This window comes from Pedobacter polaris, assembly GCF_005116505.1.
GTDB classification, from domain to species: Bacteria; Bacteroidota; Bacteroidia; order Sphingobacteriales; family Sphingobacteriaceae; genus Pedobacter; species Pedobacter polaris.
The window spans coordinates 702,761-727,437 of sequence record NZ_SWBR01000002.1; the positions used below are offsets into that span (position 1 = coordinate 702,761).

The 24,677-nt window shown below is 33.1% G+C and carries 27 protein-coding genes and 1 other RNA gene; 19 read left to right on the forward strand and 9 right to left on the reverse strand.

Features of this window, described 5'->3' with window-relative positions:
- Nucleotides 1-144 precede the first annotated feature (144 nt).
- Nucleotides 145-576: an Hsp20/alpha crystallin family protein gene (locus FA048_RS09245; protein ID WP_136840137.1), complete on the reverse strand. Its 432-nt coding sequence runs from the start codon at nucleotides 574-576 to the stop codon at nucleotides 145-147.
- Between the two features lie 74 nt (nucleotides 577-650).
- On the opposite strand from FA048_RS09245, the gene FA048_RS09250 reads away from it, so the two are divergent.
- Nucleotides 651-1,145 carry an acyl-CoA thioesterase gene (locus FA048_RS09250; RefSeq protein WP_136840139.1) on the forward strand — a complete coding sequence of 165 codons (495 nt, stop codon included), beginning with the start codon at nucleotides 651-653 and terminating at the stop codon, nucleotides 1,143-1,145.
- A gap of 29 nt (nucleotides 1,146-1,174) precedes the next feature.
- On the opposite strand, the gene FA048_RS09255 is transcribed toward FA048_RS09250, so the two are convergent.
- Complete coding sequence (locus FA048_RS09255; RefSeq protein ID WP_136840141.1) at nucleotides 1,175-2,587, reverse strand: FAD-binding oxidoreductase; 1,413 nt, start codon at nucleotides 2,585-2,587, stop codon at nucleotides 1,175-1,177.
- Between the two features lie 2 nt (nucleotides 2,588-2,589).
- Entirely contained in the window at nucleotides 2,590-2,952 is a 363-nt protein-coding gene (gene folB, locus FA048_RS09260; protein WP_136840144.1) for a dihydroneopterin aldolase, read from the reverse strand.
- A gap of 125 nt (nucleotides 2,953-3,077) precedes the next feature.
- On the opposite strand from folB, the gene FA048_RS09265 reads away from it, so the two are divergent.
- The 5 genes from FA048_RS09265 (at nucleotide 3,078) to FA048_RS09285 (ending at nucleotide 6,299) form a co-directional block, all read left to right on the forward strand.
- Complete coding sequence (locus FA048_RS09265) at nucleotides 3,078-4,268, forward strand: acyl-CoA dehydrogenase family protein (RefSeq protein ID WP_136840146.1); 1,191 nt, start codon at nucleotides 3,078-3,080, stop codon at nucleotides 4,266-4,268.
- A 221-nt stretch (nucleotides 4,269-4,489) separates the two neighbouring features.
- Nucleotides 4,490-4,876 carry an SRPBCC domain-containing protein gene (locus tag FA048_RS09270; RefSeq protein ID WP_136840147.1) on the forward strand — a complete coding sequence of 129 codons (387 nt, stop codon included), beginning with the start codon at nucleotides 4,490-4,492 and terminating at the stop codon, nucleotides 4,874-4,876.
- Nucleotides 4,876-5,232, forward strand: coding sequence for a DUF1801 domain-containing protein (locus FA048_RS09275; protein ID WP_136840149.1), 357 nt, complete (start codon nucleotides 4,876-4,878; stop codon nucleotides 5,230-5,232). Before FA048_RS09270 ends, FA048_RS09275 begins: the two co-directional genes overlap by 1 nt.
- Before the next feature lie 10 nt (nucleotides 5,233-5,242).
- The gene (locus tag FA048_RS09280; protein WP_136840151.1) at nucleotides 5,243-6,025 is read left to right on the forward strand and encodes a hypothetical protein; all 783 of its coding nucleotides are present in this window, start codon (nucleotides 5,243-5,245) and stop codon (nucleotides 6,023-6,025) included.
- A gap of 61 nt (nucleotides 6,026-6,086) precedes the next feature.
- Nucleotides 6,087-6,299, forward strand: a complete 213-nt coding sequence (locus tag FA048_RS09285; protein WP_136840153.1) for a YidH family protein — start codon at nucleotides 6,087-6,089, stop codon at nucleotides 6,297-6,299.
- Nucleotides 6,300-6,400: 101 nt separating this feature from the next.
- Here the strand turns inward: FA048_RS09285 and lysA are convergent, their stop codons facing one another.
- Together lysA and FA048_RS09295 are read right to left on the reverse strand one after the other, a co-directional pair.
- Nucleotides 6,401-7,573: a diaminopimelate decarboxylase gene (gene lysA, locus FA048_RS09290; protein ID WP_136840155.1), complete on the reverse strand. Its 1,173-nt coding sequence runs from the start codon at nucleotides 7,571-7,573 to the stop codon at nucleotides 6,401-6,403.
- 174 nt (nucleotides 7,574-7,747) lie between these two features.
- Nucleotides 7,748-9,058 carry an aspartate kinase gene (locus FA048_RS09295; RefSeq protein ID WP_136840157.1) on the reverse strand — a complete coding sequence of 437 codons (1,311 nt, stop codon included), beginning with the start codon at nucleotides 9,056-9,058 and terminating at the stop codon, nucleotides 7,748-7,750.
- Between the two features lie 260 nt (nucleotides 9,059-9,318).
- On the opposite strand from FA048_RS09295, the gene FA048_RS09300 reads away from it, so the two are divergent.
- The 11 genes from FA048_RS09300 (at nucleotide 9,319) to FA048_RS09350 (ending at nucleotide 19,202) form a co-directional block, all read left to right on the forward strand.
- On the forward strand, nucleotides 9,319-11,052 hold the full coding sequence (locus FA048_RS09300; protein WP_136840159.1) for a phospho-sugar mutase: 1,734 nt from the start codon (nucleotides 9,319-9,321) through the stop codon (nucleotides 11,050-11,052).
- Between the two features lie 204 nt (nucleotides 11,053-11,256).
- Entirely contained in the window at nucleotides 11,257-11,454 is a 198-nt protein-coding gene (locus FA048_RS09305; protein WP_136840161.1) for a hypothetical protein, read from the forward strand.
- A 233-nt stretch (nucleotides 11,455-11,687) separates the two neighbouring features.
- Nucleotides 11,688-12,491, forward strand: a complete 804-nt coding sequence (gene budA / locus FA048_RS09310; RefSeq protein ID WP_136840162.1) for an acetolactate decarboxylase — start codon at nucleotides 11,688-11,690, stop codon at nucleotides 12,489-12,491.
- 150 nt (nucleotides 12,492-12,641) lie between these two features.
- On the forward strand, nucleotides 12,642-13,019 hold the full coding sequence (locus tag FA048_RS09315) for a hypothetical protein (RefSeq protein ID WP_136840165.1): 378 nt from the start codon (nucleotides 12,642-12,644) through the stop codon (nucleotides 13,017-13,019).
- A gap of 144 nt (nucleotides 13,020-13,163) precedes the next feature.
- Complete coding sequence (locus tag FA048_RS09320) at nucleotides 13,164-13,937, forward strand: MbnP family protein (protein WP_136840167.1); 774 nt, start codon at nucleotides 13,164-13,166, stop codon at nucleotides 13,935-13,937.
- 79 nt (nucleotides 13,938-14,016) lie between these two features.
- Nucleotides 14,017-14,976, forward strand: a complete 960-nt coding sequence (locus FA048_RS09325) for a cytochrome-c peroxidase (protein WP_225872522.1) — start codon at nucleotides 14,017-14,019, stop codon at nucleotides 14,974-14,976.
- 67 nt (nucleotides 14,977-15,043) lie between these two features.
- On the forward strand, nucleotides 15,044-15,946 hold the full coding sequence (locus tag FA048_RS09330; protein ID WP_136840169.1) for a hypothetical protein: 903 nt from the start codon (nucleotides 15,044-15,046) through the stop codon (nucleotides 15,944-15,946).
- Between the two features lie 69 nt (nucleotides 15,947-16,015).
- Nucleotides 16,016-16,672 (forward strand): SCO family protein, encoded by a 657-nt coding sequence (locus tag FA048_RS09335; protein WP_136840170.1) that lies wholly within the window; start codon nucleotides 16,016-16,018, stop codon nucleotides 16,670-16,672.
- Between the two features lie 2 nt (nucleotides 16,673-16,674).
- Nucleotides 16,675-17,097: a c-type cytochrome gene (locus tag FA048_RS09340; protein WP_136840172.1), complete on the forward strand. Its 423-nt coding sequence runs from the start codon at nucleotides 16,675-16,677 to the stop codon at nucleotides 17,095-17,097.
- A 72-nt stretch (nucleotides 17,098-17,169) separates the two neighbouring features.
- An RNA gene (gene rnpB / locus FA048_RS09345) (RNase P RNA component class A) lies at nucleotides 17,170-17,547 on the forward strand.
- A gap of 257 nt (nucleotides 17,548-17,804) precedes the next feature.
- Nucleotides 17,805-19,202: a sigma-54-dependent transcriptional regulator gene (locus tag FA048_RS09350; protein ID WP_136840174.1), complete on the forward strand. Its 1,398-nt coding sequence runs from the start codon at nucleotides 17,805-17,807 to the stop codon at nucleotides 19,200-19,202.
- A gap of 127 nt (nucleotides 19,203-19,329) precedes the next feature.
- Here the strand turns inward: FA048_RS09350 and FA048_RS09355 are convergent, their stop codons facing one another.
- From FA048_RS09355 to gatB, 4 genes are all read right to left on the reverse strand, one after another.
- Nucleotides 19,330-20,052, reverse strand: coding sequence for an RluA family pseudouridine synthase (locus FA048_RS09355; protein WP_136840176.1), 723 nt, complete (start codon nucleotides 20,050-20,052; stop codon nucleotides 19,330-19,332).
- 162 nt (nucleotides 20,053-20,214) lie between these two features.
- Entirely contained in the window at nucleotides 20,215-20,904 is a 690-nt protein-coding gene (locus FA048_RS09360) for a response regulator transcription factor (protein ID WP_136840178.1), read from the reverse strand.
- Nucleotides 20,905-21,007: 103 nt separating this feature from the next.
- Complete coding sequence (locus tag FA048_RS09365) at nucleotides 21,008-22,114, reverse strand: TlpA disulfide reductase family protein (RefSeq protein WP_136840180.1); 1,107 nt, start codon at nucleotides 22,112-22,114, stop codon at nucleotides 21,008-21,010.
- A complete protein-coding gene (gene gatB, locus FA048_RS09370) occupies nucleotides 22,115-23,572 on the reverse strand; it encodes an Asp-tRNA(Asn)/Glu-tRNA(Gln) amidotransferase subunit GatB (protein WP_136840182.1) in 1,458 nt (485 codons plus the stop codon).
- Nucleotides 23,573-23,713: 141 nt separating this feature from the next.
- Here gatB and FA048_RS09375 point away from each other — a divergent pair, with 141 nt between their 5' ends.
- Both FA048_RS09375 and FA048_RS09380 read left to right on the forward strand, forming a co-directional pair.
- Nucleotides 23,714-24,058 (forward strand): hypothetical protein, encoded by a 345-nt coding sequence (locus FA048_RS09375; RefSeq protein ID WP_136840184.1) that lies wholly within the window; start codon nucleotides 23,714-23,716, stop codon nucleotides 24,056-24,058.
- A 26-nt stretch (nucleotides 24,059-24,084) separates the two neighbouring features.
- Nucleotides 24,085-24,630, forward strand: coding sequence for a hypothetical protein (locus FA048_RS09380; RefSeq protein WP_136840186.1), 546 nt, complete (start codon nucleotides 24,085-24,087; stop codon nucleotides 24,628-24,630).
- Nucleotides 24,631-24,677 lie beyond the last annotated feature (47 nt).

Genomic DNA, 24,677 nt, shown 5'->3' on the forward strand with positions numbered 1-24,677 from the left:
AAATTGGTTCATTAGTTCATTCGTATCATTGGTTCATTAAATCTCCCAGCCCAATGAACTAATGACTAATGAACTATAAAAGACAAAAGGCGATATCTTTCAATATCGCCTCTGTCAACCTTAAACTTAAATCAAACTATTGTATTATGAAACTACAATTTCTTTATGTGCTTGTTTTGTGTCATCTAACTTACCAATAGTGATATATAAAATCCCATTGATATATTCTGCACTTATTTTATCCGCATCAACTCCTTCTGGCAAAACAAATGATCTAGCAAATGAGTTGTATTCAAATTCTTTACGGGTATAATCTTTTTGTGTATCGGTAGCTACTTTTTTCTCGGCCCAAACAGAAAGATTATCTTTTTTTAAATCAATTTTAAAGTCTTCCTTGTTTAAGCCCGGAGCTGCTAACTCAATTTTATATTCGTTTGCGCTCTCATAAATATTTACATTAGGCACTTTATTTACAACGTAATTTTTATTTAACGCATCGCTAAACAAAGAATCGAAAACATTGTTAAAGTAAGGGGCTGTGTTTCTAGTTTTGTTGTTAAATTTTACTAAAGTCATTTTTATTTCCTCCGTTATTTTATTTTTTAAATTATAATTGTTCATATTCAAACCTTATTCCAAAGTATATATTTATGTTTTTTAAGTCATTTTGGCGCAAAAAAGAAACAACACCAGACAAAAAGTCAGTAGAACTCAATAATACTGATAGTTATAAGTATAAAACGAGTCTAGAAATGCGTTTTGCTGATTTAGATATGATGGGTCATGTAAACAATGCTATCTATTTCACTTACATGGAAATGGGTAGAACAAAATATTGGAAACACGCCATTAAATGGGACTGGCATAAAACGGGAGTTGTAATTGGAAAAGCTTCTATAGATTATATTGCCCCGATATTTTTAGATGATAAGATACATATCTATGTTAAAACATCGAGGATTGGAACAACTAGTTTTGATTTGGATTATCTTATTGTTAAAGAGATTAATGGAAAAGAAGTGGTTTGTAGTAGAGGCAAAACAGTTTGTGTAGCGTTTGATTACACCACAAAAAAACCAGCTCCAATTCCGGATAAGGAAAGAGAAAAAATGATAAGTTTTGAGCAGTTACCCCCAACCCCCTAAGGGGGCTTATTCCATGAACACCAGCCCCTTTAGGGATTTGGAGTTGGTGTGATTTTACCAGGATTTAAAATTCCTTTGGGGTCAAAAACCGCTTTAATGCTACGCATTAGATTAAGATGGATTTCACTGTACTTAATTGGCATATAATCTTTTTGCACCAAACCTATACCATGCTCTCCAGAAATTGTACCACCTAGAGCAGTTGTCAATTCGAAGATTTCAACAATCCCATCTTTCAACCTATGTTTCCAATCTTCATCGCTCATACCCGCTTTGATGATATTAATATGCAAATTACCATCGCCTGCGTGACCGTAACAAACACTTTCAAAACCATATCTGGCACCAATTTCTTTAATTCCATTTACTAGTTTAGGCAATGCCGCTCTTGGCACAACTGTATCTTCTTCTTTATAAACTGAATTTGATTTTACAGATTCTGCCATCGTTCTCCGCATACGCCAAATTTCTTCTTTTTGTTGTGAGGTATCTGCAAATAAAACTTCTGTACACCCAAATTCTTCTAATACCATGTTTACTTTTTCACAATCTTTAAATATGGTATCCAAATCGTCACCATCAAATTCTATCATTAAAAAAGCATTTACATCATCTTTTAAATCAAATTTAATATCATCAAATTTAATTACCCACTCTACCCCTTTCCGCTCCATAAACTCTAAAGCTGAAGGTGTAATACCAGCCCTAAAAATTGCAGAAACAGCAGCACATGCCTGTTCATTTGTACTAAAAGAACCTAACATTAAAACACTTTGGCTTACCGCAGGAATAAGTTTGGTTACAATTTTTGTTACCACGGCTAATGTACCTTCAGAACCAATCATCAACTGTGTTAAATTGTAGCCAGAAGCATATTTTAAAGTATTTGCACCTGTCCATATAATGTCTCCATTTGCCAATACAACTTCTAGGTTAAGGATATATTCCCTAATAGTTCCGTACTTTACTACTCTTGGTCCACCAGAACCGTGAGCCACATTACCACCAATAAAACATGAACCCTTACTACTTGGGTCAACTGGGTAAAGTAAGCCTTTTGCTGCTACAGCATTCATAAACTCCTCAGTAATTACACCAGGTTCTACTGTAGCCTGTAAATTATCTGTATCGATATCAATAATAGCTTTAAACTTTTCCATTGACAATAAAACACCACCATAAATTGGTAAAGCTGCACCACTTAGCCCCGTTCCGCCACCACGTGGGGTAACAGGAACAGCGTAATGATTACAAATTTTTAGCAAAGCTGATACAGCTATAGTATCCGTAGGTTTCACTACAACCTCTGGAAAATATTTTAAATCTTCAGTTTCATCATGTGCATAATTGGCTAAAGAATCATCATCAATAAACACATTTTCTTTACCGATAGCATTTTCAATTTCTGCTAAAATAGCATTGGTTATTTTGGTGTATTCCATTTTTATTTTTGGGAAGTATAACTTAGTTGTACAAATGAATGGCCTATTTCTCCTGGCATAGGCGGATGTAGTTTTTTAATTCCAACTACTGCTGTTGTTACAAAAGGATAGATAGAAATTAACTGGTCCAATATATTTTTAACAACGGTTTCTAAAAGTTTCTGCGTATTTTTCATTTCAGCAGTAACTACCGTATTTATAACTTCATAATTTACAGTAAACTCCAACTCTTCAGTATTACCTTTTGGCGTAAAAGTTACCTCTACATCTACCAAAAAATGATTTCCAATGAGCTGTTCTTCGGGATAAAACCCATGATAGGCATGAAATTTAACTTCTTTTAGCGCTACAGTTTGTACAAACATTAGGTTTAAATTATTTAAAGCAATATTCTGCGCAAAATTAATTTTTTGCTCGGTTTTTACTAGTCATTACACTAAATTATTACCTTTGGAACATTCACTTTGCTTAATCAAATATAGTGTAAAACATGAATAAATCAGCTAAGAAAGACCTTTACGAAGCACCAGATTATTATCAATTGGATGAACTTTTATCTGAAGAACACCTTTTAATTCGCTCAACCGTAAGAGATTGGGTGAAGAAAGAGGTAAGTCCTATTATTGAAGATTATGCACAGAGAGCAGAGTTCCCTAAACATTTAATAAAAGGTTTAGGGGAGATTGGTGCATTTGGACCTACAATTCCAGTGGAATATGGTGGAGCCGGTTTAGATTATACCGCATATGGTATTATTATGCAAGAAATTGAGCGTGGCGATTCAGGTATCCGTTCTACAGCATCGGTTCAGGGATCATTAGTAATGTACCCTATTTATGCTTATGGTACTGAAGAACAACGCAAAAAATATTTACCAAAATTAGCCACAGGCGAATTAATGGGTTGTTTTGGTTTAACAGAACCAGATCATGGATCTAATCCGGGTGGTATGGTTACTAATATTAAAGATAAAGGCGATCATTTTTTATTAAATGGAGCAAAAATGTGGATTTCTAATGCTCCTTTTGCAGATATTGCTGTAGTTTGGGCAAAAGACGAAGAAGGAAAAATCCGTGGAATGGTTGTAGAGCGTGGAATGGAAGGTTTCACCACACCAGAAACACATGGCAAATGGAGCTTAAGAGCTTCGGCTACTGGCGAATTAGTTTTCGACAATGTTAAGGTTCCAAAAGAAAATATTTTCCCTGATATTAAAGGTTTAAAAGGACCTTTAGGTTGTTTAAATCAAGCTCGTTATGGTATTGCTTGGGGCGCTTTAGGTGCTGCAATGGATTGTTACGATACTGCTCTTCGTTATTCAAAAGAACGTGTTCAGTTCGGCAGACCAATTGGTGGTTTCCAGTTACAACAAAAGAAATTGGCTGAAATGATTACAGAAATCACAAAAGGTCAATTATTAGTTTGGCGCTTAGGAACATTAAAAAGTGAGAATAGAGCTACTGCAGAACAGATTTCGATGGCCAAACGTAACAGTGTAGAAATTGCTTTAGATATAGCTAGAAATGCTCGCCAAATGTTAGGCGGAATGGGAATAACTGGCGAATACTCTATCATGCGCCACATGATGAATTTAGAATCTGTAGTAACTTACGAAGGAACTCATGATGTTCATTTATTAATAACTGGAATGGATGTGACTGGATTAAATGCATTTAAATAAGGAGTAGGATAGTGTGATTTTCAGGGAGAAGAGCTGATTTTATAATTGAAAATCAAATAGTGGTTGAACCTAAAGCTTAATCAATTTAGAAAATACACATTTAGCCTAAGCCAAAAATTATGTTGTTGCCTATAAGTTTCCTATTTGATTATTAATTAATTTTGGTTCAACAAGCTTCCAATTTAAAAGGTGTACAATTCAAACAACAAAACTTAATCCTGATGAAAACATTTAAAAAATATATACCACTTCCAGCACCTCCTGATGAGGTTTACTTGGCATTAACTAAGCCTCAAAGTATTCAATTATGGACCGGTGCCGAGGTAGAATTTACTGAAGAGGCAGGAACTGAATTTTCATTTTGGGAAGGTGATATTGTTGGAAAAAATATTGAATTTGAACCCAACAAAAAGATTGTTCAGCAATGGTATTTTGGAGATGAAGGTGAGCCATCAATCGTAACCATTAAACTGCATGAAGACAAAAAAGGAACATCTTTAGAGTTTAGCCAAACAAATATACCAGATGAAGATTATAAAGAATTTACTGAAGGCATTGAAGAATATTTTTTAGGTGGATTAGCAGACTTTTTTGAAATTGAATACTAATGTTAAGTGATTTAGATAACTTTTACCTGCGGTATGAGGAACCTACAAGAGGTTGCTTGTTAACTTTAAGGGATGTTATCCTAAAACATAATGTAAACATTACTGCAGAATGGAAGTATAAACTTCCATTTTTTTGTTTTAAAGGGAAAATGCTCTGCTATTTATGGTTGCATAAAAAATATAAAAAACCCTACATAGGTTTTGTTGATGGAAATTTGATTAAGCACGAAGATTTATTACAAGAAAAACGAGCCAGAATGAAAATTTTATTAATAGATGAAAACAGCAATTTACCCATTGAAAAAATTAACGATATCTTAGCTTCTGCCATATATATTTGTACAACAAAGAATTAATTATGCTTTCATGAAACGAAAATACGCTCTCCTCTCTCTAATATCAGTTACACTATTTTTTAGCTCTTGTTCAACTCCCTCTTATTTTATTCCAGCAGCAGCAGGAAATGATGTTTCGTATTTACCAAAACCAATGGAATCCGATTCTTTAAAAGTAAAAAACTATATCAGTGCAAGTATAGCTGCTCTAGACCTCCCATATGGCACTGGTGCTGTTGACTTAGGTTTTTTGAACTTTAGCAGAGGACATACTTTAAAAAATATTAACATTGCCTATGGGGCATATGGTTTTGCAGGAGCGACTAATTATGATAGTGAGTATAACAAGACGAACGCTGTGCCAGAATTTGATGGAAAGGGTATTTTTGGTGGGGGCTTGAGAACATCTATTGGTTATTATGATAATGCAGGTAATGCAGAATTTAGAATTTTAAGTTGGGAAAATGCACTAAGTTTTGAAAGTGGCAACTATGCTGATTTTAGAAAGAAAATGAGAAACTTAAATGATCCAAACATAATTAGCTCCACAAAAACAACCCTTTTTACAACAGGTGGTGCAACAGAAATTATCTGGCATAGCAAAAGAAATTACAACAATCACTTTGCTTTTAGGTTATTTTATGGTGTTACTCCAGGATTAAATAGTAGTTTGAGAAACGAGTATAATTTAGATGTTAATGGAGGGTCGTTCGACTTCTCATTCTATTTTAAACTCAATAAGCTTTACGGTATATTTAATGCCGGAGCTAATAAAGGCGCCACTAGTAAACTAAGCTTGGGTTATTCTTTTTAGGATTAGGCAAACTTTTATTACCTAATAACTGTTCATATTTCAAATTAATAAATAGAACATCATGGGCAGAACATTAGGCATAATATTAATTGTACTAGGTATAGTATTATTAGTTTGGACTGGATTTACCTATACCAAAAAAGAAAAAGTAATTGATGCAGGACCAATTCAGGTTTCTGCGGATAGAGAAAAATCGGTAAACTGGCCTCCCTATGTTGGCGGCATCGTTTTAATTGCTGGAGTTATTGTTTTTGTGGGTTCTAGAAAAAAGTAAAGGAAAATTCGTCATTTTTTTTTGTCATTCCGACTTTGGAGGAATCCATTAACTGAATTTTAGAAAATAGACTCTTCATTACATTCAGAATGACAAAGCTTTTAATTTAAATCTTCACTAGAAACTGTTTGTACAGTTTCTCTTAAATTATAATGTGATGCCATTACTTCGCCATAAGCGCCCGTACTTCTAATGGCAATTAAATCATTTCTAAAACTTTCTTGTAATTCTACTTCCTTACCAAAACAATCTGTGCTCTCACAAATAGGCCCTACAACATCATACCTTACACTTTCAGATTCCGCATTTACGATTTTAGACTGAGAGAGATTTTCAATTTTATGATAAGCTTGATATAATGCAGGGCGCATTAATTCTGTCATACCAGCATCTAAAATGATAAAGTTCTTTTTCTTGCCATTTTTAACATACAGCACTCTACTAATTAGCGAAGCACTTTGTCCAACTAAAGCTCTTCCAAGCTCAAAATGAACCTCTTGATAAGGTTTTACTTCAAGAAAATCGGCAAAGATTTTAAAATAGGTTTCAAAATTTGGAATTTGTTGATCTGGGTTATGGTAATCAATTCCTAAACCTCCACCAACATTTAAAACAGTTACTTTAAATCCATGGTCTTCAAACCAAGTTGCAAACTCGTTTACGCGTACACATAGATTTTTATAAACATCCATATTGGTAATTTGAGAACCAATATGAAAATGTATACCTATAAATTCAAGATTTGGCGAAATATTTAACACGGCAGCACAAGCTGGCATATCCCAAGAGTTAACACCAAATTTATTCTCATCTAAACCTGTGGTAATATTTGCATGAGTATGCGCATCTACATTCGGATTTATCCTAATTGCAACTTTTGCTTTTTTTTGTTTCTTTTCTGCAAGCTCATTAATTACAGAAAGTTCTTGAACAGATTCTACATTGAAACAGAAAATATCATTATCTAAAGCATCATTAATTTCTTTGTCTGATTTGCCTACTCCAGCAAATACAACCTTCTTTCTCTTAAAACCAACATCGATAGCTTTTTTTACTTCACCCCCACTCACGCAATCTGCACCAAAACCAATTGCTTCGATTTTTTTTAATACAATTGGGTTAAAGTTTGCTTTCATTGCATAATGCACATGAAACTTATAAGTATCAGCAGCTTTTTTACATGCTTTTAATGTACTTTCAAGCAAGTTTAGGTCGTAGTAATAAAATGGAGTTTCTAATTTAGAAAAATGTGCTATATCTTTATCGGAAAACATACTCTTGAAATTTCTATTTATAATCTTCTTAGTTTTTATTGCTATTGTTTATGCTGGCAATTATATCGATTATCGAAAGCAGAACATTAGTCGTAAAGAATTTGAAAGAAGAATTCGGTTAACTATTATATTGGTAATTATTGCAATTTTTATTTTTTTCTATTTTAGAAGGCATTAGAAAATGCGGTCGTGTAAACTCCTTAAAGCTTCTACTTTGTTTTCTGTTCCAACTAATAAAGAAATATTATAAGCGCTTCCACCATAAGAAATCATCCTTACTGGAATATGTTTAATTGAATCTAGAACTTTAGCGGCATAGCCATGTTTTTCTGCACCAAAGTCACCTACAACACACACAATAGATTGATCTCTATCAATTTCTACACTCCCAAAAGAATTTAGTTCCTTTACAATTTCATCCAAATTATCTGTAAAATCGATAGTTAATGAAACTGCAACTTCAGAAGTAGTAATCATATCAATTGGTGTTTTATATCTTTCGAAAATCTCGAAAATTCTTCTTAAAAAACCGTAAGCCAACAGCATTCTGCTAGATTGGATTTTAATGGCAGTAATTCCGTCTTTAGCTGCAATAGATTTAATTTTTCCTTTTTCACTTTCAGTACTAATTACAGTACCCAAAGCTTTTGGCTCCATTGTATTTAGTAAACGAACTGGTATTTTATATTTTTGAGCTGGAAAAACAGATTGTGGGTGCAAAATTTTCGCCCCAAAATAAGCTAACTCAGCTGCCTCATCAAAAGACAAATGAGAAATTGGCTTTGTTCCTTTTACAATTCTTGGATCATTGTTGTGCATTCCATCAATATCTGTCCAAATTTGAACCTCTTCTGCTAAAATTGCAGCGCCTAAAAGAGAAGCTGTATAATCACTCCCTCCTCTACGTAAGTTATCAACCTCTCCAAAGCTATTTCTACAAATAAAACCCTGAGTAATAAATAGTTTATTGTCTTTATGACGCTCTAAAAGTGGAGTTAAGTGTTTTGTTGTAAAAGGAATATCAGGCTCATTGTCTTCATCTATTTTCATGAAATCTAAAGCCGGTAAAAGAACAGATGGTACTCCTATCGATTTTAAATAGATATGGTATAATGTAGTTGACAACAATTCACCCTGTGCTAAAACAACTTTATCCTCAATATTTGTAAATAAATCATTTACCAAAGAAGCTAAAAAATTAAAATGATAATCTACAACTTCCTGACCTTGCTCTCTAAAATCAACATCAGGCAATAATTCAATTACAAATTCATTGTACTTTTGGTGTAACGCCTTTATCAATGTTGTAGCTTCCTGCTTTTCTTCCTTTAGTAATTTAGAAGAAATTTCTACCAAACTATTTGTAGTACCAGACACTGCTGACAATACTACAATTTGCTCTTCTGTCGGATTAACAATATCCAACAATTTTTTCATGCGCTCTGGACTACCTACAGATGTACCACCAAATTTTAATATTTTCATTTACTTAATTATTGTTTATTGGTAATGAAGCCTTTATAATTTTATTTAATTGTTTTTACTTGATTATAAATTATAAAGGTTTCATTTTTTATTTTAGAATGCGTATTTTTCTTATTATTGTAACAGGGCGTGAAAATAGCGAAAAGACCGTTAAATCTCGCTTAAATGACAAAATAAAATTCTGATAACGTTCCCAAAACATCATTTGAACAATTTTAATTTTGTTTTGTAATATATAAGAACATCAACCAAATTAGTATATGCAACTAGAAAAATCGACTTTAGACACCATAAACACATGGCTTAATGGTAGTTATGACCAAAAAACCAAAACAGAAATCCAATCCTTATTAGATAAAGAAGCAACTACAGAGTTAACGGATGCTTTTTATAGAAGTTTAGAATTTGGAACTGGAGGATTACGAGGTATTATGGGGCCAGGCTCAAACCGTATTAATAAATATACCATTGGCACTGCTACACAAGGTCTTGCCAATTATTTGAACAAGAAATATAAGGATGAAAAAATAAGTGTTGCCATTGCCCACGATAGCAGAAATAATTCTGATGTTTTTGCAAACATTACTGCAGATGTTTTCTCGGCAAATGGAATTAAAGTTTATTTCTTTTCTGCTTTGCGACCAACACCAGAGCTTTCTTTTGCCATAAGAGAATTAGGATGCAAAAGTGGGGTAATGTTAACTGCATCTCATAATCCGAAAGAGTACAATGGCTATAAGGCTTATGGAAATGATGGCGGGCAATTTACTGCTCCTGATGATAAAATGGTAATGGATGAAGTTGCGGCTATTAAAAGCATAGATGAGGTAAAATTTAATCGTGTTGAGATTAATGTAGAAACTATTGGAGAAGAAATAGACAAACTTTATTTAGATAAAATCACCGCACTTTCTGTTTCGCCAGATGCTATTGCTCGCGAGCATGATTTAAAAATTGTATACTCTCCTATTCATGGCACAGGCATAACTTTGGTACCAAAAGCATTAGCTCAATTCGGTTTCACCAATGTAACCGTAGTGGAAGAACAAAGTAAGCCAGATGGTAATTTTCCAACAGTTGTTTATCCAAACCCAGAAGAAAAAGAAGCACTAACATTGGCTTTAAAAAAGGCAGCAGAAATTGATGCCGATTTGGTTTTAGCTACAGACCCTGATGCGGATAGAGTTGGTATTGCCGTTAAAAATAATGATGGTGAATTTGAATTATTAAACGGAAATCAAACAGGAAGTTTATTGATCAACTATTTACTTACCGCTTGGGAAGAAAAAGAAAAGCTAACAGGTAATGAATATGTTGTTTCAACTATTGTTACAACTAGCTTAATTAAAGCCATTTGTGATGCCAAGGGAGTTGAATATTATAATACATTAACAGGCTTTAAGTGGATTGGACAAGTAATGACACAACTACAAGGCAAAAAAACATTTATTGCTGGTGGAGAAGAAAGTTATGGTTATTTAATTGGCGATTTAGTGCGCGATAAAGACGCTGTGATTTCTTGTGCATTTATTGCTGAAATGACTGCTTTTTACAAAGACAAAGGAAGTAGCTTATATCAGGCAATGATTGACATGTATGTAACTTATGGCATGTACAAAGAAGATTTAGTCTCAATTACCAAAAAAGGTAAAACTGGTGCTGAAGAAATTAAAGCCATGATGGAGAAGTTTAGAAATAACCCACCTGCAAAATTGGGAGGTTCTGATGTAGTAACACTAAAAGATTACGAATTAAATAAAGAAACTGATATTAAAGCTGGTACAAGTAAAGAACTAGGTTTCCCTAAGTCTGATGTATTGCAGTTTATTACCGAAGATGACAGTATTATTTCTGCAAGACCAAGCGGAACAGAGCCAAAAATTAAGTTCTATTGTAGTGTAAATACACCTTTGGCGTCAGCCGAAGATTATAAAGCCACAGAAGAAAAGTTAGCTGAAAAGATTAGTGAAATAATGGAAGATTTGCAGGCTTAATTAAAAGATGAAGAAAATATTATTTACAGTCTATTATTCATAATAATCTTATCATCATGTAAAAAGGATAAAGAGACTGAAATCGATAAAAATAAAAAACTTCTTACAGGCTCTACTTGGTCGCTTTATTCTATACACAAGAAAAAGTATACAAGAACAGATGCTACAGTCTTGTTAGATACTACAATTATTGGAAACTGTTCTATGAAATCTAGGCTAAATCTTAAAAATGATGGAGTAGCTGAATATGACGATAATTGTGATTTCAATAAACAGATTATAGGTACATGGGGAATTACTCCAGATGGAAATATCTATGCAAATCTAGATGTTGCTTTGTCACCTGCTACAGGTTGGACTAGTTGGAGCCTTGGTTTCCCTAAATCCGAAATTTTAGCCTAGATAAAAATGAGTTTAAGCGTAAGCATTTTGACTATTATTCTTTTACTGATGCTAATGGCAGAATAGATTATGTTATGGAGGTAATTACAACCTATAAAAAAGTAAATTAGAATAAAGGTTGGTGTTTTATACACCAACCTTTATTATTAAGTACAAAATAGTTCTAGCTTGGCAAAACGATGATTTTAAATTAATTTTGCTTTATTTGTTAAATTAAAATTAATCATCTCTCAATGTTTAGAACTAAAATTTGTGTTGTTCTTTTATCTATTTTCTTAATATCAAGTGTAAAATCACAAACCAATCAAAGCATCAATCCAACTAATAATTTATATACTGCTGGCCATGCCAGTGCCTTTATTGGTGGTTTATACAATGCTTTTTACTCATACAAAACACTCAAATTACATGGCAATTTTGGTTTAGGTGCACCTGATTTATTGGATGGTGAATTGTTAATTTTAGACGGTAAAATCTATCAAACACAAGCAAGTGGTAAAACATTCGAAATCAATGATAATCACCTCACTCCTTTTGCTGTTGTTAATTTCTTTAATGCAGATCAGACAATAAAAACTACTAGAAGCGTATCAAAAGAAAGGCTATATAGTTACCTAGATAGCATTTTGCCCAATCAAAATGCAATTTATGCTATCCATATCAAAGGAACATTTAAAAATATTAAAACAAGAGCCTTCCCTCCCGTAAAAGAAAAACCGTATTTACCTTTGGCAGAAATGCTACCGTTACAACAGTTCTTTACCTTTAAAAATATTGAAGGCGACTTAGTTGGTTACAGAATTCCAGCTCATATGGAGGGTCCAAACATTAGTGGCTATCATTTTCATTTTTTGTCAGCAGATAAAAAAAGTGGTGGTCATATCATTGAATTATTAACAGATGTAATATCAATTGAAATAGATTTACTGAATAGTTTTACTGTAGCACTACCACAAACAAAAGATTTTGCAGCATTTGATCTCAAAAAAGATAGAAGCGAAGAAATTAAAAGGGTTGAAAATGGTAAAAAGAATTAACAAGGTTGAAAGACAAATTCTTTTCATGCATTAAAAATTTTAAAATTAAGGTTGGTGTTTATGCACCAACCTTTTTCATGCATTAAAAATTTACCTGCTAATTTAAAATTTAGCTTAAGAATTCTAAACACATTGCCTACATTTGCGGCAATGACAGCGTTTAGAAAAATTATCGCAATTTTTTTACTACTTGGAATTGTAACCAATTGTTTCAATCAATGGCTGTTATTTTCTTCTTATTCTTTGAATAGGTCTTATATTGCTACCGTACTCTGTACAAATTTAGACAAGCCAGAAATGCATTGCGATGGGAAATGCTTTATGGATATTAAACTCAAAGAACTGGAACAAAAGAACAAACAAGACCAAGAGAATTTAAAAAGGATGGTCGAAACATTAGCTCCTACTTATGTGAGTTTAATGCCAACAGTTTTCGAACTTCCAATTAAATTAGAAACACCCCACTATTTGCAACAAGAACCCATCGGTAAGGTTGTAGCAATTTTTCAACCACCTAAAATAGCCTAATTTTTCCTATTCATTTGTTGTTATCGCCACAAAGCGATATGTTTCTGCTATGCCTATAAATTTCATGGCATTCAACAAAAAAATCTAAGCAAAACCAGGCTAAAGACCTTGTTATGCAATCTTATTACTATTAATTAATTTAAAATGAATATCAAAAATATATTGGTAACACTTTTCGCTATTTTAACCTTAGGCTTCACTTCTTGCAAAAAAGAAAAACAACAACCAGATGCAAATCAGACTGGGAGTTTTACATTAGAATTTGACAATACAGTAAATGGTGCCCAATTAATGTTAAACACTCAAAATTACACCAATGCCAATGGTGATAGCTATACTATTTCTACCTTTAAATATTATGTGAGCAATGTTAAATTAAGCAAAGCTGATGGTACGACTTATAGCATTCCTGAGAGTTACATTTTGGTTGATGCGAGTAAACCATCATCTTCATTAATTAGCATAGCTGATGTACCTGAGGGAGATTATACTAAAATAAATTTCACTATCGGAGTTAACAAAGAGCGAAATCTTGCAGGTGCACAAACGGGTGCCTTAGACCCCGCACTAGGTATGTTTTGGACATGGAATAGCGGCTACATCTTTGTAAAACTAGAAGGAAATTCGCCTCAATCTACAGCAGCTAATCACACACTAACTTTTCACATCGGCGGAATTGTAGATCCAAACAATACCATCAGAACATTTAGCACAGACTTTAACGTTGCAAATCCATTAAGAATTAGAGAAGACAAAAAACCACAACTACATTTTAAGGTAAATGCAGGTAGTTTATTTACTGGCAAACAGAACGTAAATTTTGCTCAACTCAACTTTACTATGGGGGGTGCAAATTCTGTAATTGTAGCAAATAACTATGTAAGTGGATTATTTGAATTAGATCATATTCACAACTAAAATGAGGCGATTTAAAATTTATCTCCTACTTGTAATAAGTATGGGGGTATTGTATGCCTGCAGCAAAAGTGAAGCTATAATGCCAAAGATTGAAGAAATTGTATTTAAAGTACCTGCAAATTTTCCGGATGCAGTTTACAAATTTGAAGACAATACACTATCTAAAAATGGTTTCGAACTAGGCAAAAAGCTCTTTTATGATACTAGGTTATCAGCAGACAAAAGCGTTTCATGTGGCAGTTGTCATCAACAATTTGCAGCATTTGCACAGTTAGACCATGCTGTTAGCCATGGTGTAGACAATTGCTTGGGCAAGAGAAATGCGCCTGTATTATTCAATTTAGCTTGGCAAAAGGAATTCTTTTGGGATGGTGGAGCAAAAAATCTAGAAATAGTACCTATCAATGCCGTCACAGATGCTTGCGAAATGAGAACTGATCTTACTAAAGTAGTATCTTTTTTAAATAATACAAGTCCATACCCTCAATTATTTAAGGATGCTTTTGGAAATTCAACTGTCAATTCTCAAAACTTTTTAAAGGCTTTAACTCAGTTTACTGCGGCAATGATTTCTGCAAATAGCAAATATGATAAAGTCATTAGAAAAGAAACATCATTTACAATTGAAGAGCAAAATGGGTATCACCTTTTTAATGAAAAATGTGCGAGCTGTCATGCAGGGTCTTTATTTACAGACTTAAGCTATAAAAGTAACGGATTGGATTTGACTAGTATTGATGAAGGTCGTAAAACGATTACAGGTTTGGCAAGTGATTTGGGAAAATTTAGAGTTCCAACATTAAGGAATATCGAACTGTCTTCACCCTACATGCATGATGGTCGTTTTAACTCACTAGAAAAAGTTTTAGAGCATTATAATACTGGTGTAAAGCATGCTACTAATCTTGATGCGACTTTATTTCAAAATGGCAAGTTAGGCATCTCTCTTTCTAGTGCCCAAAAACAACAATTAATTTCATTTTTAAAAACATTAACCGATAATGAATTTATTAAAAATAAAAATTTCAGTGAGAACTAAATGGCTAATCATTTTATTAATTTTTTGCGCTATAAATACATTCGCTTGTGATATTTGCGGGTGTTTTATGGGTTTAACGCCTTATGATAACCAAAGTAGCTTTGGAATATTATATCGCTATCGATCTTTTAGTGGTTATCATGGTCAAAGCCATCAAACATTTCCAAAGGGAAGTAATTTCTTTTTTCCAAAAGATGATAAAATGGCTCCGTTAAGTGGCCACAACAATAACCCTACTGATTATGAGCTTTACCGAACTATGGAAATTAGAGGGAGATATTTCATCCATAAAAGAATTGAGTTAAATGCAATTCTTCCTTACAACTCAAACAGTGAGCGTTACAATGGCAACACCTCTTCCATTTCGGGCATGGGTGACATAAACGTGTATGCTGGTTATCATTTGATCAGAAAATTAGATCAATCTCCCATAAACCAGCGACTAATTGTTGGTGCAGGTTTAAAATTACCTAGTGGAAAAAATGATATCAAAACCCGAGGTGGAATCAGATATTCGGCATTAATGCAACCAGGCACAGGTAGTACAGATGGTTTTGTATATGCAAATTACTTAATAGGTTATAAAAAGCTGGGGATGAGTATCAATACCTCTTATAAAATAAATGGCGAGAATAAAGAATTAGAGGGAATAGCGAATAGCAGTACCACTTTTTTAAACTTCTTTTATACACAACGTTTAAGTAAAGATTGGCAAGTAATGCCTTCCCTTCAATTTTTTTATGAAAATTCTGCTGGTGAAACATATAAGGGTGAAAAAACAGGCGACCATGAAATGAATAACCTAATGGGAGGTGTTGGTGCAGATTTGTACTATAAAAACATTGCATTAAATATTGGGATGCAGCGTAATCTCTGGCAAGCAAAAACCGATCATCCACAGAGTGCTGCTAAAATATATTTAGGGATCACTTATAACATCAATCAATTGTATTATTTAATTAAATCTTAACAAATACTTACAACATACGTTAAACATTATTTGCGTTTAACGTATGTTTGTAAACTAAATTCAATCATCATGATAAAATTTAAAAACACCATCAGCTTTGCTGTATTATTAGCTTTAACAATCGGCTTTGCTGCCTGTAACAACAATAAAAAACTACCAATATATGGGCAACGTGAGGCTGTGATTACTAAAGATAAAGATGGAAACCAAGTAGTAGATACAGTTTATCAAACTATACCAAATTTTTCCTTTTTAAATCAAGATAGCACCATTATCACGCAAGATGTATTTAAGGGAAAAGTGTATGTAGCAGATTTTTTCTTTACTTCTTGTACTACTATTTGCCCTACCATGCATAGAAATTTAAAAACTGTATATGAAGATTTTAAAAGTAATCCAGATGTGATGTTTTTATCACACACTATAGATTTTAAATATGATAAACCGGCTGTATTAAAAAAATACTCACAAAAATTGGGTATAGACAACTCAAAATGGCTATTTGTTTATGGCAGTAAAGAAGATGTGTATCGTTTGGCAGAAAAGAATTATTTAGTTGCTGTTGAAGAAGATAGCACGGCAAGAGATGGCTATATACATCAAGGCTGGTTGGTATTAATTGATAAGGACAAAAAAATGCGTGGGGCTTATGATGGCACCAAAACAGAGCAGGTAGAACAATTAAAGAAAGATATCTCTACCTTATTAGCTGAAGAAAAAGATTAAGCATGCGTAAAATTATATTACTTGCAATATTTACGATTACCATTTGCACTATGATTTATTCTTGTCAGAGTGAAAGTGAAATCGAATTAGCCTCATATGTGAGCAATGGAAAAGATATTTACATTAAATATTGCCAAAATTGCCATGGAGAAAAAGGAGAAGGCTTAGGCCAATTAGCACCACCATTAACTGATAGTGTATTTTTAAAAGAAAATAAATCACAACTGGCTTGTTTTATTAAAAATGGGGTTAATAAACCTATGGTGATTAATGGTAAAACTTATCAAGAAAAAATGCCCTCTTTTCCTCAATTAGAGAATATAGATATTGCACAAGTAATCGTTTATGTAACCAATTCTTTTGGCAATAAACAAGGCATATATCAACATCAGTTGGTAGAAAGCGATTTAAGAAATTGTAAATAAATTAGGTTATAGTCCATGGTGCATAGGCCATTATCCATGGACTATCAACCTTTATTCTTACCTTTACAAAAAAATGCAAGTCGTTCTATCGCCGTATCTTAATGGTAAGGAGGAAAGTCCGGGCAACATAGAGCATCTCGCTTCCTAACGGGAAGGAGTTTAGGATTGAATACCTAAACGACAGAAAGTGCCACAGAAAATATACCGCCACGAAGCATTACGCTATGGGGTAAGGGTGAAAACGTGAGGTAAGAGCTCACGATCATGCTAGGTGACTAGCATTTTGGTAAACCTCGGGAGTTGAAAGACCAAATAGGCTAACGCATGTAGGGCTGCTCGCTCGATGTTAGTGGGTAGGTCGTTAGAGATGAACGGCAACGTTTAGACTAGATTAATGATAGAATACTGATTTATCAGGAACAGAACCCGGCTTATAGGCTTGCATTTTTTTATTTCTTCAAAGCGTAATTACAGTACACTTTTAAAGCCACTGCAATAGAGAATCTAGATTATTAGATTCCTCCAAAGTCGGAATGACAAACTAGAAACAGAAATGGTTGTTTTTTCTTTGTGCCTCTTTGTTAATTAAGGCTTTATTTTAATCTACAAAAACCTTTAAAGTTTTTTATGGTTATAACTGTATAAAAAACTATACATTAAACCAAAAAACAATATATTAGCATTCTAATATAAATTGACTACCCAAAATGGCAAAACTGCTTATAATTGATGATGAGAGAGCGATAAGAAGTACTCTACGAGAAATTTTAGAATACGAAAGCTATGAAGTTGATGACATTGATAATGGCATTGATGGTTTAGAACTCATCAAAAAAAACAACTACGATTTAGTATTGTGCGATATTAAGATGAATAAAATGGATGGTATGGAAGTGCTTGAAAATGCACAGATCCTAAAGCCAGACCTTCCTTTTATCATGATATCTGGACATGGCACAGTTGAAACAGCTATTGAGGCAAGTAAAAAAGGTGCTTTTGATTTTGTTTCTAAACCACCAGATTTAAATAGACTATTAATTACGGTTCGTAACGCGTTAGATAGAGGTAATTTAGTAACTGAAACTAAGGTTTTAAAAAGAAAAGTTAGTAAAACTCGTCATATTTTAGGCGAATCTGATAGCATTAGCAAAATTAAAGAAACCATTGATCGTGTTGCCCCTACAGAAGCCCGTGTTTTAATTACTGGTGCCAACGGTAGTGGTAAAGAATTAGTTGCTCGATGGATCCACGAAAAATCAAATAGAGCTGAAAACCCTTTAATTGAGGTTAATTGCGCTGCCATTCCATCAGAATTAATAGAAAGTGAATTATTTGGACATGAAAAAGGTTCATTTACTTCTGCAGTAAAACAACGCATTGGTAAATTTGAATTGGCAAATGGTGGTACTTTATTTTTAGATGAAATTGGAGACATGAGCCTTTCTGCACAAGCTAAAGTATTGAGAGCCTTACAGGAACATAAAATTACACGTGTTGGTGGAGAAAAAGAATTAGATGTAAATGTTAGAGTTTTAGCAGCAACAAACAAAGATTTACTGAAAGAGATTGAAGAAGGTAATTTTAGAATGGACCTTTACCATCGTTTAAATGTAATTAATATCCATGTACCTCATTTAACAGAGCGTACAGATGATATTCCGGTTATTGCGCAACAGTTTTTAGAAGAAATTTGTGGTGATTATGGCATGCCTGTTAAAAAGATTAACGACAATGCAATGGAAGCTTTAAAAGGCCTTCCATGGACAGGTAACGTGCGGGAATTACATAATATGATTGAACGTTTAATTATTCTAAGCGATAAAAGTATTACTGAAAATGATGTGATTGCTTTCGCCAACCCAACTGGGGGCACAAATATTGGAACTGGAAATAGCAATGGTGCAGCAGCAAATAGTGGTGCAACTGTAGCTTATGAAAAGTTCTCAAACTTTCAGGATTATAAAGATTATGCTGAAAAGGAATTTATCAAATTTAAATTAGAAAAAAACAATTGGAATGTATCTAAAACTGCTGATGACATAGAAATTCAACGCAGTCATTTATATAGTAAAATTGAGAAATTCGGCTTAAAACGAGCTGAGTAATTTAGATCTTAAAAAGCAGGAATGTAGATACATCCCTGCTTTTTATTTATTAAAGATTAATTTCTTTTCACTAATCGCCTTACACATACCAAAAACAACACCTGCTTAAACAAAAGGCCAAATAATACTAAGCATCAAATTTATCCAATAACTTTAAAAGTGTAGTAAAGTCTTTCGGGTATGGCGCTTCAATATGAATATCTTGCTCATCTAATCCTTTAAATGTAATTTCTTTCGCATGAAGTGCAAAACGTTTCATGATAGGCTGCTCTTCTTCATCTTTAGATAAGCGATAACCTTTTTTAAGTGCAGATAAATAAACGGGTTTACCTTTATACATGGTATCGCCGCAAATTGCAGCTCTTTGTGTAGCAAGGTGAATACGGATTTGGTGCATTCTGCCAGTTACAGGTTTACACTCTACTAACGTATAATGTTTATAGTATTTTAAAGAGTTAAAATAAGTCTCCGCACGTTTACCCTCTGCCCTATCTATCGTTACATTTTTATTACCATCATTTAATATTGGAAGATCAACAAATAGGTTATCAAATTGATATTGCCCATCTACTACAGCGTGATATATTTTCTTCACTTTTCTTCTTTCAAACTGCATAGATAAAGAACGATAAGCTTCAGGATTTTTGGCAATTGCAATTGCTCCTGAAGTTTCTTTATCTAAGCGATGGCAAACTTGGGCATCATCAGCATATTGTTTAGCTAAACGTAATATGTTTACTTCGCCTGCACCACCACGTTCATCTAAAGAGGCTACAAAAGGTGGTTTGTTTACAACGATATAATCATCGTTTTCGAATAAAATAAGGTCTTTAAAATTTGGATACTTCACGCTAAAATTTAAATAAGGCACAAAAGTACGGAAATAATAATTAGCTAATTAATGAATGTGATAATTAGCTAATTGACGATGCAATTGCAAAAAAAAGTCTTAGCAAATGCTAAGACTTTTCAATATATTTTGATCTTATAAATCTTTCAGATCTTCAGACTATTAACTCAACTCAAACTTATAGCCAACACCTTTAACTGTAGCTACATAAGTTTCACCTAGTTTTTCACGTAATTTACGGATGTGTACATCAATAGTTCTATTGGTAACAACTACTGAGTCTTCCCATATATTTTTAAGAATAGATTCTCTTGTATAAACTTTACCAGGTTTTGATGCTAGCAAATATAAAAGTTCGAATTCTTTTTTAGCTAGCACAACTTTTTTACCATTTTGGTAAACTAAATATGCTTCTCTATCAATTACTAAATCACCTATTTCAACTTTGTTATCAGAAACTTCTTCTCCGCTGGTATTTCTTCTAAGAATTGCATTTATTCTACTTACTAAAGCTCTAGGTTTAATTGGTTTAGCAATATAATCATCAGCACCAACATTAAAACCTGCTATTTCAGAATATTCTTCGCTCCTAGCCGTTAAAAACACCATAAAAGTATTTTTAAACTCAGGTATTGCTCTCATTAATCGACAAGCCTCAATTCCATCCATCTTAGGCATCATGATGTCTAAAATAATTAAATCTGGATGAACTTTCTTAGCAACTGAAATCCCTTCTTGACCGTTATTGGCTAAAAACACTTGATAACCTTCTTTTTTAAGGTTATACTCAATCAGCTCTAAAATATCTGGTTCGTCATCAACAATTAATATTTTCTGTTTCGCTGTACTCATCGTTTATTTATTTATTACGAAAGTAAGTATACAATTGCACTATTGAGTTAAAATCAAGTTAACAAATTGTTAAACTGATTAATATTTTAACAATGAATTAAGTTTAAGGTAAGGTTTTATTTAAGAAAACACCCAATTCTTCTGCTCTTAAATTTCTAGAAATGATTTTTCCAGTGGGATCTAATAGGAAAGATGCTGGTATTGCTTCAACTTGATACAACCTAACTGTAGGTCCAGAAAAATCAGCTAATTCACTTGCATGTGTCCAAGTTAAACCATCTTGCTTGATTGCTTGCTGCCAAGCTGCTTTATCTTTATCTAGTGAGATACCTAAAATAGTAAAATTTCTATCTTTATATGTATTATAAGCTTTAACCACATTAGGATTTTCGTTTCTACATGGCCCACACCATGATGCCCAAAAATCTATTAAAACATATTTACCTTTAAAATCAGCTAGTCTAATTGTTTTTCCATCAACAGTATTCATGCTAAAATCTGGAGCTTGCTGACCAACCTGAACTGCTTTTAACTTTATAACTTTATCTACAAAAGTTTTAACAGCAGAATTTTTCTTTAAATTTTCATCAACTTTCTCAGCATAAGTAACCATAGCTGCCTCATTACCTGTTGGATTAATAAGGCTAATGGCATAAAAGCTAACCAATGATTTGGTGTTATCGTGTGCAAATTTAATAATCGCATTATTTAAATCACCCAATGCTTTCATATAGCTTGGTGTAAATTTCTGTATCAATGTTTCTCTATCTGCAGCATTAAGTGCAACCTCTTTCTCGAATGCTGTTTTAACAGAATCTAAACTAGTACTATATTTAAATTTTAGCGCATTAAACTCTGCAAGCTTCTCAGCATCATCAGCTCCGCTTATTTTATAGCTATTGTTCTTGTCATTTAAATCAGCCTGTATATTAACTTCATCACCATTTTTAGCAATAAGCATATATTCTTTCTCGCCAGCATTCACTCTAAAAAAATCAGTTTCTGGAGAAACACGACTAAACTTAAATTCTCCCTTATCAGATAATGTTGTTGAATCTAAGACTTTCATTGCATTATTTGACATGCCGTATAAAAACACTTTTTTATCAGCACCTGAATTTTCGAATTTCCCTTCTATTACAAACTTAGTTTTGTCTTTACATGCTGCTAAAACAACAATTAGACTTAACATTAATACTATTTTTTTCATTTATTTTAATTTTTCAATTATCAAATCACTTATTTTCTTTGCATCTGCCTTGCCTTTTGCAAGTTTCATTACCTCGCCAACAAACAAACCTAAAACGCCTTTTTTACCGGTTTTGTATGCCTGCACTTGTGGTTGGTATTTAGCCAATACTTCATCTATATACGTTGAAATCTCGTCATTATCTTCTGCAATCAATAAATTTAATTGAGTTGCCATTTGCAAAACGTCCTCTCCGTTCTTTAATGCAGGTAAAAGCTCTTGTAAAGCATTTTGCTGACTAATTTTTTTCTCATCAACCAAATTAATTATTGTAGCCAATTGATTAGGTGAGATTTTAAACTCAGTAATACTGCAATTTTGTTCGTTTAACAAGGCTCTTATAGAACCTAACAACCAATTAACCAAGCTTTTTTGGTTTTTAACATCAAGTTTAGCTACATTAAAATAATTATACAGATCAGTGTCTTCAGCTAGTAAGTTAGCTTCTGTTTTATTGATGCCAAAATCTACAATCAACTGTTTCGCAATTTCTTTAGGTAATGCAGGCATAGCCGATTTAATTTCTGCTAACCATTCATCGGAAATTGAAATGGGTTGTAAATCAGGGTCTGGAAAATAACGATAGTCATTTGCCTCCTCTTTTGTTCTCATTGGAGAAGTTGTGCCTTTATCTGCATCAAAATTTAAGGTGCTTTGAATAATCTTTCCGCCTTTGGAGGTTACTTCTACTTGGCGTGAGAATTCAAATTCCATCGCCCTTCTAACATTACGTATAGAATTTAGGTTTTTAACCTCACAACGTGTTCCAAATGCCGTGGTACCTTTTTCACGAATAGAAATATTGGCATCACAACGTAAAGAACCTTCCTCCATATTACCATCACTAACATTTAAATGGCGCACCAACTGCCTAATTTCTGTTAGCAAAGCTGATGCTTCTTCTGCACTTCGAATATCTGGCTCAGTTACAATTTCAATTAAAGGCACACCTGCCCTATTTAAATCTACATAAGAGTATTTAATGTCTTGATCATGTAAGCTTTTACCTGCATCTTCTTCAAGGTGGATACGATTGATACCAATTCTTTTTTCTTCTCCATTAGCCAAAACAACATTTAAGTATCCATTTTTACATATTGGACTATTGTCTTGTGTAATTTGATATCCCTTTGGTAAATCGGCGTAGAAATAATTTTTACGATCAAAAAAGTTATGCTGATTGATTTCGCAGTTTAAGGCCAACCCAATTCTTATGGCTTTAGCCACAACTTCTTTATTTAGTTTAGGTAAAGCACCTGGTAGTGCCAAAGAAACTGGAGAAATATGCTCATTTGGTTTAGCACCAAAAGAGGCACTATCTGATGAAAATATTTTTGATTGTGTATTTAACTGTACATGTATCTCTAAACCAGAAACCAATTCTAAGTTAATACTTTCAGTTGTAGTAATTGCACTCATTAACGGGTAATATGTTGTAAAAAGGTCGTTTTTAACTGTTCAAAGATAAGATTAATGTATCAATATTATTTAAAAATGGGTAACAATATACTTATGGCATAGAATTGGATTTGATAACAGTACACACAAAATTTAAAAGCTATGAAAAAGTTCATTTTATTGGCAATGCTCGGAATTGCATTGGCCGTTTATCAACCCGCAAAAGCTCAGGTTAGTTTAAGTATTAATATTGGTTCGCAACCTAGGTATGAATCTTATGGTTATTATACCGATTATGAAAGACCTGTTGTGCATCATACCTATTATGCTCCTGCACCACGTTACGTTTATGTAGATAGACATAAAAAGTATTATAAGCCAACTAGGGTTTATAGATCATCTTATAGCAGGCCTTCTACCAGATATTATAGTGTAAAACAGAATAACTATAAACACTATAACAAATCTTTCAAACATGGAAAAGGTCACGGAAAAGGAAGACATTAATTTAACCAATATCTAAATATAATTACATGAAAAAGTTAATCGTTATAGCGATGCTAGGAATTGCATCGTTATTTTACAACACTGCGACTGCACAAATAAGTTTAAATGTAAACATAGGCTCACAGCCTTTATGGGGCCCTACTGGGTATGACCATGTTGATTATTACTATTTACCAGACGTAGACAGTTATTATAATGTTCCAAAACAACAGTTTGTTTATTTAAATAACGGGAACTGGGTTTTTAACAACTCTTTGCCTACTAGATATAGTAATTATAACCTATATAATGGCTATAAAGTAGTTATCAATGGAGATAGACCTTATTTAAATTATAATACGCATAAAGTTAAATATTCAAAGTTTAAAAACTGGGGTGGTAAACAATCAGTTATCAAGAATAGCAATAATAAAAAATATTATGTGGTAAAAGGTCATCCACATGGTATGCCTCCCGGACAGGCTAAAAAAATATACAATGGGAATGGAAAAGCAAAAGTGAACGTTGTTAATGTTAAAGGTAATAACGGAAAAGGCAACAACGGGAATGGAAAAGGAAAAGGGAAGAATTAATTAGTAAAATCAATATAAAAAAGGCCTCGATACATATCGAGGCCTTT